The sequence below is a fragment of the Psychrobacter immobilis genome, from assembly GCF_904846285.1.
GTDB lineage: Bacteria > Pseudomonadota > Gammaproteobacteria > Pseudomonadales > Moraxellaceae > Psychrobacter > Psychrobacter immobilis_D.
Genome location: NZ_CAJHAD010000035.1, coordinates 1 through 13071 on the forward strand (window position 1 = coordinate 1; position 13071 = coordinate 13071).

The window sequence follows — 13071 nt, forward strand, 5'->3', positions numbered from 1 at the left end:
GAGAGCCATGTTTGAAATAGTCTCTATATTTTAAGGCTTTTGAACTTACTTTTCCAGATTAGGGACACGCCCTAGTAAAGATAATGGGTCTATCATTTGTATTTATTAGCAATAACAGATTTAGCAGAATATTTGAAATTAAGAAAATTATCAATAATTTAATCAATATGCTTCTAGATTTTATGTTTAGAAAATGTATAGTTTATAAGTATTAATACAGAAGCGCCTCGTCTGATTGTATTACTAACCTGAGGAAAAATAGATTCAAAACTCTTCATGAGCAAAATCTCATTTTTTAAATAAAACTCTTCCAATTGCTTTATGTTTTCAATACCTAAGTTCTTAATTCTATTTATTAGTGCGTTATGAGCAAAGCTTTCAACGTCAGACTCTAGGATCATTAAACCATATTCATTAACAAATAAATCATTTTCAAATTTAACCACATTATTATTTGTTCTCATAAACGATATTAATGAGGCCTTGTTTATTTCAATTTGGCTAGGATTGACTTTAATATCTAGACTTAAACTCGTCTCGTAATCCACTATAGTAGACTTTAACTTTACAAACTCAATGTCTGCTTGCTCCAAAAGTGCTGCAACTCTGTAAAAACTTATCTTTACTGAAGATGGTATTTCAGCCGCCCCTTTATAACCTAAATCATGCTCAATCTCTGCCCAAGAGTGTTGTAAGATACTTCTGATTTGAAACTCAAATTTGAAAGTTTCAAAATCTGAGTACTCTGAAAGGATAGTCCTGCTTTTCTTTAAACTGGCTACATAATATAGACTTCTATAGCCAAATCTATCAGTATCTATCTCACGTTTATCGACTGAATTCTCTCGATCTATATCGAACTCTTCTTCAACTACCTTAGCGACTTTATCTACTTCATCTTCAAAGTATGTAATTATACGGATACCGACTATATCTGTAATATCGTCTAAAAACTCGTATTTCTGTTTTGCTAAAATTTTCTTTTCTAAACTATCTCTATTTTTGACTCTGGTTTGTATCTGATGAGCTTTAATACCTTTTTGTTTAAGCAAAGAATTTATAAGTGTTTCGAGAGACTTATCCAGATTCTCTAATATTTCTCTCTTATTGTCATATTCTTTCAATATTGAATTCATCTTGATAGCTCATTGGATAGATTGTCATAAGAAGTCGATAATTGTATCTCACATCATAAATACTCGAACAAACTAATTTGTAATTACAGATTGTGGTGCATAATTTCACTACAAAATCGTAGTCAACTATCTTAACTACAACTTTGTAGTCAGAACTTACTTCTTTTATCGAATAACTAAATACACATTATCTCACACGTACGTCGTTTAGCTTTGTTAAAGTAAGTCATGCAAATCTCCTAATAAAACAAAAAGGACTCCCGTCATGACCTTACTTAAAACCTTTGATTTAACCTATCCTATCGTGCAAGCGCCGATGGCAGGAGCAACCACGCCTGAGCTGGCAGCGACGGTGAGTAACTTTGGTGGACTGGGTTCATTGGGAGGAGGGACGACGGCACCAGAGGTATTAAACGAGCACATTAATACCCTTAAATCACTCACTGGTCGCCCCTTTATGATTAATTTGATGGTGTTATCCGAGCACGATTCGGATACATTAGACAGCGCAGTCCCTGCTTGGTTAAATGAGTATTATGAGAAAAATAATATAGACATAGCGTTACCTAAACGACCCGCGCTAAGCTTTGCAGAGCAGCTACAAGTGCTTTATGACAATCCTGTTCCTATCGCCAGTTTTACCTTTGGCATTATCAGTGCCGAGCAGGTGCAGGATTTAAAAGATTTGGGTACGCGCGTCATCGGCACTGCCAATCACCCACTAGAAGCAAAAGCATGGGCGGAGATTGGTGTCGATGCGGTATGTATTCAGGGATCAGAAGCTGGTGGCCATCGCGGTGGTTGGTTGCCACAAAGCGCGAGCGATCCACTAGGTTTATTGACGCTGATTAGCCAAACACGCGCGTGCACCGATGTTCCTTTGATTGCAGCGGGCGGTATTATGACGGGGCAAGCGATTAAAGCGATACAAACCGCAGGTGCTGAGCTTGCGCAAATCGGTACGGCGTTTTTGACCACGGATACATGCGGTATTAATGACACTTATAAACAAGCGCTACTTGATGCCGGTCTGGGTAAGCGTAGTAGCGAGACACGCTTAACACGGCTGTTTTCAGGTAAGCAAGCACGCGGTTTGTTAAACGATTATCTGCGTGACTTTGGCCGGTTTGAAAACGCACATGAGCTACCGCCCTACCCACAATTAAATGCCATGACCAAAAACTTGCGTGCCCATGCAAAAAACAACCTAGATGCAGAACATCAGTCTTTATGGGCAGGACAAGGGGTAGCTTTGGTCAGAAAAGAAAGTACACTTGAATTGCTCGAGCGACTGGTAAAAGATTTATAATTTAAAAGATATCGTTAATATCTTTTAGGCAAAAAAAGAAACACCAACATATCTGGTGTTTCTTTTTTTTCAAAATAATGACTTTCAACCAATCCCTAGCGCTGCGCCTCCAATATACTTCTAAACGCCTTATAATTATCTGCCGTTTCATCCAGCGCTTCAACCATCGGTACATGACCGACATCTTCCATCATAATCACTTGTGCTTGCGGGATGATTTGTTTTATAAGATTGACCGTTTCAGGTTTGATGATCTGATCTTTATCACCCCATACCACTAGCGTCGGAATTTTATATTGGGCGATGATTTTGGCGCGCTCTTCGACATTATCGGTGACGATTTGCTCCAAGATTTTGGCGTCCAGTTCTTTATTTTTGATACGTTCTTGGGCAAACACCGCTTTGACCGATTTCGGCAGATAAGGCGGCTTATACATGACGAAATCATACATTTTATAGAAGTCTTCATTGCTCTTAATTAACAGCGGATTGTTCTCTAACGTTGCACCTTCTAATGATTTAGGAATACCTGCCGACCAAAAACCTGCGCTATCGACGAGCCATAAACTTTTGACGTCTTTGGGATACTTTGCTGCGTAAGCTACACTGATAGCGCCGCCCATCGAGTTGCCGCCGACATGAATATTTGACGCCAAACCTTTGGCTTGCAGCAATTCATGCAAGCGCGTCGCTTGCGCCTCCGACCGATAGTCGGCGCTCATCGGTTTGCTAGATTCACCAAAACCAAGCAAATCCGGAATGATCAGATGATAGCCTTCTAACTGACGGGCGATACGGGTAAAGTTGTCTTTATTACCGCCAAAGCCATGAATGAGTAATAACGGCTCGCCAGCGACATTGCCGTTTTCTGCATAGACCATCTTATCGCCTGAAGCTAGTGTTAACGATTTGATTTCTAAATCAGACTTGTTACGCTCATATTGAATAATCTTTTGGGTCGTATTGACCGCTAACGCATTGGGCGCGGTGGTACAACCGACCATAGAAAGACTAAAAAGCGCGGCAAAGCACAGGCGTTTTAATAGCATCGAAACATCCTTGTGATAGTTGGTAGATATACATAGAAAAGGTTAGAAGTTAAAGGTGCTTAAAATCGCAATCTTAGCATAAGAATATTAATAACTAGGTTACTGGGTCAATAATTTATCAACATATTTAAGCGATTTTTTATACCTTTCATCATAGTTGCCGCTGATAATGTGATAGCGCACCCCAAACTCATTTAATAAAGATTTTAGTAATTGATTGTTTTTATTGCGAACTTGCATATCACCAAAAGACCTTAACCCATCAGCGACCCACTCAATATCCGCCTCTAAAAATAACCACAAGTCATAATCTTGCAGTTTAGCGATTTCATCAAGTACGCTTTGCCTTGCTTCCAGATAAGCCATTGAAAAAAACTGGGTCGTAATCGCTTCTGTATCAACGAAATATATCTTATTTGCCACTTTTTTAGCTTGCCTCTCATGATATTTATGTTCATAAGCAATCTGTGCAAAATCCTCAAGCAAGACGATTTCAGCGTTAATTTCCTCATAAAATTTGCGCCCTGCTTCTTCGACATAGCAAGTGTTATAACGATGGGCTAAATCTTTCGCTAATGTGGTCTTGCCCGTACTTTCTGTACCAACGATAACAACACCTTTGGCAAAATAAGGTTGTACCGCGTTGGGCAACCTATCCCAGTGCTGAATCGCGCCGTCATGACGTAGCTGGCTTGCGGATATGGGATAAAGCTGACGGTCGGCGTCGATAATAATATGCTTTGCTTTAGGATATAAATCATCGAAGTAATCACTATAGCTTGGTTCAGAACTAAAAATAAAATCGATGGGTTTGCCTATCAAGGTTTTAATGCTATCGGCACAGCTTTGCCAGTCAGGCTCAACGTTAGCATGAGCATGATAATTAACATTGGTATGAGTATCAGTATTTTTATTGATATTGGTTTCTTCTATTGCATAGACATGCACATTATCCAGCTCTTTAGTAATTTCATGCCACCAGCGCAGTCTTTGCTCCACCGCTATCGGGGCGATTTTACTTTTATGAAAATAAACCTCACGTTCAAACATCACGTTATAAGTCACTATGACATAAAGCTTATCGACCATAGCCGCCGCCTTTCGCATCGCATGCACATGCCCTTTATGTACTATTAAGAACTTACCGCCAAACATGCCTATCGTTTCTTTTTTCATATTGTCATTTTTAGCCCATTTAGATGTCTGTCGATTGAATTAAGGACACGTCCTAATACATTATATAAAAAAATGTTACCAGTCTAACCAAGATGCTACAAGCAAGGTCATTTATAATAAGGGTTTTTATGTCATTAAATAAAGCCAACTTGGATGGCGCAAAAGGATAAACATTGAGTAAAACAACTACCTCCACCGATAAAAGCCGTGACCTTACCCAAGGGTCGATTGCCAAAACCATGCTGCTGTTTGCCTTACCGACTCTCGGCTCATCGGCCCTGCAGTCGTTGAACGGCTCGATTAATGCCGTCTGGGTAGGTCGATTTTTAGGGGAAGAAGCGCTGGCAGCAACTGCAAACGGTAATATCTTGATGTTTATCCTGATCTCATTCGTTTTCGGTTTTGGTATGGCGGCGACTATTTTGATTGGTCAGGCCATGGGCAGTCGTAACGATACTATAGTCAAAAAAACCATGGGCACGGCGCTGGGTAGCATTATTCCGATCAGTATATTGGTATCGGCAATCGGGTGGATATTTGCCCCACTGCTCCTTGAGCTGCTCGGGACGCCGCCAAGTGCGGTAGATCTAGCCCTGACCTATCTGCGGATGATTTTTGTGGCGATGCCTGTCACATTGACCTTTACGCTGATAATGATGGCACTGCGCGGAACGGGTGATTCTACGACGCCGCTTTGGTTTATCATTATATCGGTGATTATCGACCTGATTTTGACGCCGGTACTGATTTTGGGACTAGGCCCCTTTCCTGAATGGGGTATATTTGGCTCGGCCTTTGCAACCGCCGTCGCCAACACGCTAGCGCTAATTGGTATGGTCGTCACCATGTATCTGCGTGGTTCTGTGCTGACACTTAAATTGCCAGAGCTCCGTTTTCTACGCGCAGATAGAGACATCCTAAAGTCGATGTTTTCAAAGGGATTGCCGATGGGCTTGCAGATGATTGTTATCTCTTCAGCAGCATTGACGATGCTGTCGCTGATTAATCGTGAAGGGGTACAGACAACGGCCGCTTATAGCGCAACCCAGCAGCTTTGGACCTACGTGCAGATGCCGGCAATGGCGCTAAGTGCTGCGGCCAGTGCGATGGTCGCACAGAATATCGGTGCCAATCAATGGCATAGGGTTGCAGGAATTACGCGTTGGGGGCTTATTTTTAATGTGATATTAACAGGCGCTATAATCGGGGTTTTGAGCATTTTTGATGACACTATTTTGGGGCTTTTCCTTGGTAGTGACAGCGCAGCAGTGCCGATTGGGCGGCATATTCAGTTGATGGCGACATGGGGCTTTATCTTTTTTGGTATAGCGCAAGTGCTGTTTGGCACCATGCGTGCCAATGGCTATGTGATTTGGCCACTAATCGTCATGGTGATTTCGATGTATCCTGTGCGTCTTGGCTTTGCTTTCGGGCTTTATCCGTTCCTTGGAACCGATGCGCTTTGGCTGTCGTTTCCAGCAGGCATGGTAGCAACTGCTCTGATGGGGGCAGGATTATATCTGTACGGTGGCTGGCGCAAGGGTAAAAACATGCCCGCAGAAGAAGCGGCGCAAAGGTCGGAGGAGTTTCGCGCTCATACCGGCACCAGTGCCTCGTTTCGTGATATTTTACCAACCACGGTATGGAAACTATCCCCTTTACGCCGTATTACAAGGTTGCGTCGACGTCTGCAAAGACGACTACAGAAACATCGTATGATAAGAAAGAATAAACGCTCATCGCGTGGTTTATAGTGGTTTATAAATAGTACATTCAACTGGTTTAAGCTCAACTTATTTAATCTCAGTGACTTAATAAAAAATCCACCGCTGCAGCGGCATGAATAGCGGTGGTATCAAATACGGGAATGGGGCTGTCTGCTTGCTTAATAAGCAGTCCAATTTCGGTACAGCCTAAGATGACGCCCTCTGCACCTTTATTCGCTAAATCCTGAATCACTTGCTGATAATACTGGCGTGAGCTAGCAAGTAGCTGACCTTGACATAGCTCCTCATAAATAATGCGATGTACCTCTGCCCGCGCGTCTGTCTCTGGTATCAACACTTGCAAGCCTGCATCAATCAAACGCTGCTTATAAAAGTCCTGCGTCATGGTGAACTGAGTCCCAAGCAGCGCAACCTTAGTCAAACCTTGCTGTTTAATCGCAGCAGCCGTGACATCGGCAATATGAATAATCGGCAGGTTAGTCGAGGCTTGGACATCATCGATAACTTTATGCATGGTATTAGTCGCGATAAGTAAACCTTTCGAGCCAGCCGCTTGTAGACGTTTGCCACTATTGGCTAATATTGCGCCCATTTCATCCCACGCCCCTTTAGCTTGCAGTGCCTCAATCGGAGCAAAGTCCACGCTATGAAGCAGTAAGTCTGCTGAATGCAAATTGCCTAGCTTAGCCTTGACACCCTCATTTATCAGTCGATAATAGCTTTCGGTACTCTCCCAACTCATACCACCGATGATGCCAAGTGTTCTTTGTTTAGATAAGGTTTTGGACGGGGATTGTTTGGCTGATTGTTGCGCTACATTACTTTGATTGGCAGACATTTTTTATCCTTATACAGTTATTTTAAAGAAGGTTATTTTAAATACAGCTATTTTAAATAGCATTAAAGTTCACTTAATAAGCCTGAATAGCAGCAAAGCATTAAAACTGAATGATAACAATATAATAAGGCGAACTTTATGATTGATAATAACCATTTTACCTCGCCGTCATCACGCGTTATCATAGTCGCCGCTAAGCATGAGCAATGCTTTATATCATCCTCTCTCATCGCAAAATCACGTTTATAACACCCCTTAAACGTGGCTCTCATCAAGCAGGACAACAGAACATTATGGCAAAATTCCCGACCGTCAGAATACGCACGCGGCGCAAATACTATCGGCTGATTTTCACCTTTTTAATGGCGCTGATGATGTCGACGATTATCTCGACGGCCCTGCTACTGATTAACGTAGGGTTTGTCGAAGGCTTCTTTGTTACCCTGTTTAACTCGTGGAAGTATGCCTTTATGGTTGCTTGGCCGAGCGCTTATATTTGCGCCTATTTAATTCAAGAGCACCTGCTAAGCCGTATCGAGTTTTATTAAAGCCGTTATAAAGGTTAGTAAGTTATAAAAGATAGTAACTTATAAAACTTAGTAACTTATAAACTTTAGTACATTATGCCGGCGTAAAAACAGCTAAGATAGGCTACAAACTGTTTTTAATCAGAGGCGACTATGAGCCACGCACGGCGTACTATCGAGCAGTTACTACAGCAAAATATCCTCCCTCTTAAAAATGCCGAGGCAGCAGCAATACACTTTGAGGTCTATCCTAGCAAACGCACGTGGCTAGACTTTTTTGATAAAGCGCTGCTGATTATTGGCGCGGTGGCACTGGTATTATCCTTAGTGTTCTTTATCGCCTATAACTGGCAAAATATGGGCAAAACAGGCAAATTTGCCTTGGTTGAAGGAGCGTTGGTTATTACCATTGCGCTTTATGTAGCCCTGTCTTTTAGGCGACAGTTTCAACTGATTCGGCAGTTATTGTTGCTCATTGCCAGTATCATCACCGGTAGCTTATTGGCGCTATTTGGACAGGTCTATCAAACGGGTGCTGATACGTGGCAGCTGTTTTTTGGTTGGGCAATACTGATTACGCCGTGGGTCATGATTGCCCGTTTCCCTGCGCTGTGGCTGCTGTGGTTGGGGTTAGTTAATGTCTGCTTGGCACTCTATTTAGATATCGCAAATCTACAATTTATTAACTATAGCCTGCAAAACGTCTCTCAAGTAGCCATCCTTGCACTATTTAATTTTATTGCCTTTTATAGTTGGCTGATTAGTTTCGATAATAAAACCCCCTTCTCTACTCCCCATCTGTTTCATCGTATTATCCCTAAAAAACCCACCGCTCAAATCAACAGCTCTCAAACCAAATCCAGCTTGCACTGGAGCACTTATATCGTCGGTTTATTACCTACGTTTTTTATGACTTATCTGGCAATTGTCACGGTCTTTGATAGTGGTAATATCTGGAAAACGCTCATCGCTATCCTAGTGTGGTTGGGCTGGTGCGGCTTTATGTTTCGGCAGTTTCGTCAGCGCCGTATTGATTTACTGATGCTGACTTATCTATCGTTTTCGATGATTATTGTGGTGATGTGTTGGGTCGGTAAATGGCTGTTAGATGATTTTGACGCCGCTGGATTTTTAGTATTAGCCTTGTTGCTTATTGGCATGAGCTCGGCGGCAGTCATGTGGCTACGCAAAGTTGGCCGTATCAACAACGATGACATTGCTGCTTCTATCATTAAGGGGAACAGTCATGAATAATAATATCAACCATAACGAGCAACAGCCTGAGATTTTGCTATTGCAGCAGCCGGGACTCATCGACACGCAAAATATCAGTGATAAGCTTTTAAATAATGCCGAATCTGCAGCGCGCAGCCCTTGGTTTATCAGCTTACTTTTTGGTATGAGTGGCATATTGGCCAGCCTGTTTTTTATCGGGTTTTTGACTTTAATGTTAGATAACACCGGTTTGCTTGATAGTACGCTGGCGGTTATTATCATTGGCGCACTATTAAGCATCATTGGCGGATTCTTATTTTATAACGCGCGCAGTCGCCACAGCCCTTTTTGGAATGGCTTAGCTTTTTCGATTACGCTAGCAGGTCAAGGTTATATTGCTTTTGCCCTACTGGCGAGTGAGATTGCAGAGCCACTCAATATAATGCTATTGCTCCTTGTACAACTGTTAATGACTATTGTAATACCCAATTTTATCTATCGTTTATTAAGCGCGACCTTAGCTTTAAGCTACCTATTTTACCTGTTAAATTACTATCACTTATCCGAAGTAAGCTTAGGATTGTTTGCATTGATAACGAGCGTCGCTCATTTACAACGCTATACGCTAGCGGCATTTATCCCGACCAAATGGCGCGCCAGCTTCTTTGATATTAGCAGTGCTATTGGTTATGCGAGTGCTTACGTCTTACTCCTTGTTTCGGTCTACTTCATCGCTGCTGAATATGGCAATAGCTTTGATAACCTTGATAGTCTTGATAACTACGGTAAAGCCTTTAGCTATAACTACTATCTGGCCCAAGGGCTATTAACGCTTGCCAGCCTTTATGCCGCTTATCTGATTCTTAAGCGCTATCACATCAAACTACTATCAACAGCAGGACTACTGATTAGCGCCGCGATTATAGTACTTGGCGTTATCTCCATTTATGTCTCAGGCTTATTGGCCACCAGCCTAATTATCATTATCGCGACTGCCAATAGCCAACGCGTGCTCTTAGGATTGGGCGTTATCGCTTTAGTTGGTTATATCTTTTGGTATTACTATCAGCTCGATACTACTCTCCTAGTCAAATCCGCTTCCATGCTTGTCATCGGTATCGCGCTATTACTGCTGCGCTGGCTGCTTATCAAAGGCTATTTTGCGAATATAAAATCGAGTGCTAACGACAATCAGGAGCGGCTGTCATGAACAATAAAATTTTGACCAAACGCTTAATTGAAGACACATCGAGTGCACATTGGCTACAAAAACCGGCAGTCACGATTGTTATTGCCCTCCTTGGATTGGCGTTAGTATTGGTGGTGATGACGATGAATATCGCAAAATATGAAGCACATCTTGCGACTGGCGATACGGTATTATTAGCGCTTGCACCCGTTGATCCGCGCGGCTTTATGCAGGGCGATTATATGACGCTTAGCTATGCGCTAGAGCGTGACGTATTTGCCGCCTTAAATAGAGACCCTGGTAGCTATCCTACTAATGAACAAGGCTATGTCATTGTCGCTTTAGATAAACATAACGTCGGCCAGTTTTTGCGCTTAGCTGTTGATAATCAGCCTGAAAATTTAGCCACTAATGAGATCGCTATTCATTACCGTATTCGTAACGGCACAATGCAGCTAGCGACTAATGCTTTCTTCTTCCAAGAAGGTCATGGCGAGGCTTTTGAGGCAGCACAATATGGGCTATTTCGGGTCAATGATAAGGGCGAGCCGTTATTAACTGAGATGGTAGATAGTAATTTTCAGATTATTAAAGGTAAAGCTGAGTCAGCTGCTGACTCCTCTCCTTAAATAATAAAAGACGGCTAGGTAATGACTTTCATTAACCAAAGTGATATTGCGATAAGTAAGCTGGGTTTGTTACTGTTGAAGGCTGCAAATTCATTAGCTCGTTAAAAACATTTGCAACAACCTTAAAATTAAAAAAAGGATTTATCATGCGTAGTGCAACTTATGACCATTTTGGCAAACCAACTGAAGTATTAAGCCTCGGCGACCGCCCTATTCCTGAGCCGAAAGCCAATGAGGTGCGCGTCAAAACTATTTTAGCCTCTATCCATAATCATGACCTACTTACCATTCGCGGTCAGTATGGCTTTAAGCCTGAGATGCCGGCTATCGGTGGTAGTGAAGCATTAGGTATTATCGATGCCGTTGGTAGTGAGGTCAAAGACCTAAAAGTCGGGCAACGCGTGGCGGCTGCCAGTGTACAAGCAACGTGGGCAGAATACTTTGTCGCCGCCGCTGATATGGTTTTTCCAATGCCTGATAGCTTAGAAGATGAAATGGCCGCGCAGCTGATTGCCATGCCGCTAAGTGCCTTAATGCTGCTGGAGTTTTTAGAAGTAGAAAGCGGTCAATGGATTATTCATAATGCCGCCAATGGCGCGGTCGGTAAATCGCTTGCGATGTTAGCGGCTGCGCGTGGCGTAAAAACCATTAACCTCGTACGCAGTGCAGATGCGATAAAAGAATTAGCCGCTCTCGGTATTAAAAATAATATCAACAGCTCAGATAAAGACTGGAAAGAGCAAGTCCGTCAAATCATCGGTGATGATAGCATCAGCGCGGCGGTCGACTCTGTCGGCGGTGAAAATAGTGGTGATTTATTATCGCTACTGGGTCATGGTGGCACATTCGCCGCGTTTGGGGCGATGTCAGGTAAGCCTATGGTCATTAATCCGACCCATATGATTTTCAAGCAAGCCATTATGAAAGGCTTTTGGGGCAGCAAGCTTAGCCAAGAGATGAGTGTGAAGAATAAGCAGCGTTTGGTGAATGAGCTGATTGATAGAGCGGTTGATGGACAATTAAAACTGCCTGTGGAGGCGGTATTTGATTTGGCTGATATCGTGAAAGCAGTCGATGGCAAATTACAGTCAGGCAAGAAAGGTAAGGTACTGTTAAAGCCTTAAGCTGCTCATTTAAAGTCCCTTTAATATAAAAGTAATAAAAAAGGAATAATATAATGTCTAACCAAACGGACGCCAACAACACAACTTTTAAAGCGCTAGTCGTCGAAGAAACCAGCGACGGCAAATTCAATAAAAGCATCCAAACGCGTAATGTCAGTGACTTGTCTGAAAATGACTTATTAATCGACGTGCATTATTCATCACTAAATTTCAAAGATGCGATGTCAGCATCAGGTAATAAAAGAATCACCAAGCAGTATCCGCACACTCCTGGTATTGATGCAGCAGGCGTCGTGGTCAGTGACAAATCAGGCACGTTTAAAGCAGGTCAAGAAGTCGTGGTCTTTGGCTATGATTTAGGAATGGATACCGATGGCGGCTTAAGCCAAATGATATCTATCCCAGCGGATTGGGCGGTCGAATGTCCACCTTCTTTAACACTAAAAGAAGCGATGATTTACGGTACGGGCGGTCTCACCGCAGCATTAAGTGTGCAAAAGTTAGAAAAAATGGGTGCAAAACCAAGTGATGGACCAGTTGCTGTCACGGGTGCAACGGGCGGCGTCGGTAGTATCAGCATTGCTATCTTAAAGCAGCTGGGCTATGAAGTGATTGCCTTCTCAGGTAAACCTGAGCAAAGCGACTATCTAAAAGAGCTTGGCGCAAGCGAAGTTCGTCACCGCGATACCATCAATGAAATCGGCAATAAACCAGTCGGTCGCGAGCTGTGGGCGAATGCCATTGATACGATAGGCGGCGATTATCTAGCCAACTTACTTAAGCAGACCAAAGCGGGCGGCGCAGTCACTAGTTGTGGCTTGGCGGGTGGCGCTGAGTTTTCGATGACGGTCATGCCTTTTATCACTCGTGCAGTATCCCTACTCGGTATCGATTCGGTCTATATTCCACTGGCGGATAAAAAGGCTATCTGGCAGCGTGTTTCAACCGATATGAAACTGCCTAATCTAGAGATTTATGCCGAAGAAATCACCCTAGAGCAAACACCTGAATACTTAGACCGCTTTATGGCGAGTAAGACGGTCGGGCGTTATGTGGTGAATGTTCGGGGTTAGGGGGTAATCACCCCAACCATAAGACACTTATTAAATAGAATTAAGCTGCGTGGTTTAGTTTCTGCATTGGCGTAAAACC

At 42.8% G+C, this 13071-nt stretch carries 12 protein-coding genes; 8 read left to right on the forward strand and 4 right to left on the reverse strand.

Annotation, left to right across the window (positions count from 1 at the left end; translation table 11 throughout):
* Positions 1–173: 173 nt before the first annotated feature.
* Positions 174–1136 (reverse strand): GTP pyrophosphokinase family protein, encoded by a 963-nt coding sequence (locus JMX13_RS12875; RefSeq protein WP_201613152.1) that lies wholly within the window; start codon positions 1134–1136, stop codon positions 174–176.
* 265 nt (positions 1137–1401) lie between these two features.
* On the opposite strand from JMX13_RS12875, the gene JMX13_RS12880 reads away from it, so the two are divergent.
* Positions 1402–2445, forward strand: a complete 1044-nt coding sequence (locus JMX13_RS12880; RefSeq protein WP_201613153.1) for an NAD(P)H-dependent flavin oxidoreductase — start codon at positions 1402–1404, stop codon at positions 2443–2445.
* Between the two features lie 95 nt (positions 2446–2540).
* On the opposite strand, the gene JMX13_RS12885 is transcribed toward JMX13_RS12880, so the two are convergent.
* Both JMX13_RS12885 and nadR read right to left on the reverse strand, forming a co-directional pair.
* On the reverse strand, positions 2541–3494 hold the full coding sequence (locus JMX13_RS12885; protein WP_201613154.1) for an alpha/beta hydrolase: 954 nt from the start codon (positions 3492–3494) through the stop codon (positions 2541–2543).
* 99 nt (positions 3495–3593) lie between these two features.
* On the reverse strand, positions 3594–4670 hold the full coding sequence (nadR, locus tag JMX13_RS12890; RefSeq protein ID WP_201613155.1) for a multifunctional transcriptional regulator/nicotinamide-nucleotide adenylyltransferase/ribosylnicotinamide kinase NadR: 1077 nt from the start codon (positions 4668–4670) through the stop codon (positions 3594–3596).
* 173 nt (positions 4671–4843) lie between these two features.
* Here nadR and JMX13_RS12895 point away from each other — a divergent pair, with 173 nt between their 5' ends.
* Positions 4844–6424 carry an MATE family efflux transporter gene (locus JMX13_RS12895; protein ID WP_201613157.1) on the forward strand — a complete coding sequence of 527 codons (1581 nt, stop codon included), beginning with the start codon at positions 4844–4846 and terminating at the stop codon, positions 6422–6424.
* A gap of 49 nt (positions 6425–6473) precedes the next feature.
* On the opposite strand, the gene JMX13_RS12900 is transcribed toward JMX13_RS12895, so the two are convergent.
* The gene (locus JMX13_RS12900) at positions 6474–7235 is read right to left on the reverse strand and encodes an aspartate/glutamate racemase family protein (protein ID WP_201613159.1); all 762 of its coding nucleotides are present in this window, start codon (positions 7233–7235) and stop codon (positions 6474–6476) included.
* 293 nt (positions 7236–7528) lie between these two features.
* Here JMX13_RS12900 and JMX13_RS12905 point away from each other — a divergent pair, with 293 nt between their 5' ends.
* The 6 genes from JMX13_RS12905 to JMX13_RS12930 all read left to right on the forward strand — a co-directional run bounded on the left by JMX13_RS12905 (position 7529) and on the right by JMX13_RS12930 (position 12992).
* Positions 7529–7783, forward strand: coding sequence for a DUF2798 domain-containing protein (locus tag JMX13_RS12905; RefSeq protein ID WP_201613161.1), 255 nt, complete (start codon positions 7529–7531; stop codon positions 7781–7783).
* Between the two features lie 132 nt (positions 7784–7915).
* Positions 7916–9016, forward strand: a complete 1101-nt coding sequence (locus tag JMX13_RS12910) for a DUF2157 domain-containing protein (RefSeq protein WP_201613163.1) — start codon at positions 7916–7918, stop codon at positions 9014–9016.
* Positions 9009–10187: a DUF4401 domain-containing protein gene (locus tag JMX13_RS12915; protein ID WP_201613165.1), complete on the forward strand. Its 1179-nt coding sequence runs from the start codon at positions 9009–9011 to the stop codon at positions 10185–10187. Before JMX13_RS12910 ends, JMX13_RS12915 begins: the two co-directional genes overlap by 8 nt.
* Positions 10184–10795 carry a GDYXXLXY domain-containing protein gene (locus tag JMX13_RS12920; RefSeq protein ID WP_201613167.1) on the forward strand — a complete coding sequence of 204 codons (612 nt, stop codon included), beginning with the start codon at positions 10184–10186 and terminating at the stop codon, positions 10793–10795. The genes JMX13_RS12915 and JMX13_RS12920 overlap by 4 nt, the downstream gene beginning before the upstream one ends.
* Positions 10796–10941: 146 nt before the next feature.
* The gene (locus JMX13_RS12925) at positions 10942–11919 is read left to right on the forward strand and encodes a zinc-binding dehydrogenase (protein ID WP_201613169.1); all 978 of its coding nucleotides are present in this window, start codon (positions 10942–10944) and stop codon (positions 11917–11919) included.
* Positions 11920–11972: 53 nt separating this feature from the next.
* Complete coding sequence (locus tag JMX13_RS12930; protein WP_201613171.1) at positions 11973–12992, forward strand: YhdH/YhfP family quinone oxidoreductase; 1020 nt, start codon at positions 11973–11975, stop codon at positions 12990–12992.
* The last annotated feature ends 79 nt before the right edge of the window (positions 12993–13071 follow it).

Excerpts from the sequence above, each read along its gene's own strand:
- JMX13_RS12910 (WP_201613163.1), top strand. The coding sequence starts at position 7,916 with ATGAGCCACGCACGGCGTACTATCGAGCAGTTACTACAGCAAAATATC.
- JMX13_RS12925 (WP_201613169.1), top strand. The coding sequence starts at position 10,942 with ATGCGTAGTGCAACTTATGACCATTTTGGCAAACCAACTGAAGTATTA.
- JMX13_RS12920 (WP_201613167.1), top strand. The coding sequence starts at position 10,184 with ATGAACAATAAAATTTTGACCAAACGCTTAATTGAAGACACATCGAGT.
- JMX13_RS12905 (WP_201613161.1), top strand. The coding sequence starts at position 7,529 with ATGGCAAAATTCCCGACCGTCAGAATACGCACGCGGCGCAAATACTAT.
- nadR (WP_201613155.1), bottom strand. The coding sequence starts at position 4,670 with ATGAAAAAAGAAACGATAGGCATGTTTGGCGGTAAGTTCTTAATAGTA.
- JMX13_RS12880 (WP_201613153.1), top strand. The coding sequence starts at position 1,402 with ATGACCTTACTTAAAACCTTTGATTTAACCTATCCTATCGTGCAAGCG.
- JMX13_RS12915 (WP_201613165.1), top strand. The coding sequence starts at position 9,009 with ATGAATAATAATATCAACCATAACGAGCAACAGCCTGAGATTTTGCTA.
- JMX13_RS12900 (WP_201613159.1), bottom strand. The coding sequence starts at position 7,235 with ATGTCTGCCAATCAAAGTAATGTAGCGCAACAATCAGCCAAACAATCC.
- JMX13_RS12885 (WP_201613154.1), bottom strand. The coding sequence starts at position 3,494 with ATGCTATTAAAACGCCTGTGCTTTGCCGCGCTTTTTAGTCTTTCTATG.
- JMX13_RS12875 (WP_201613152.1), bottom strand. The coding sequence starts at position 1,136 with ATGAATTCAATATTGAAAGAATATGACAATAAGAGAGAAATATTAGAG.
- JMX13_RS12930 (WP_201613171.1), top strand. The coding sequence starts at position 11,973 with ATGTCTAACCAAACGGACGCCAACAACACAACTTTTAAAGCGCTAGTC.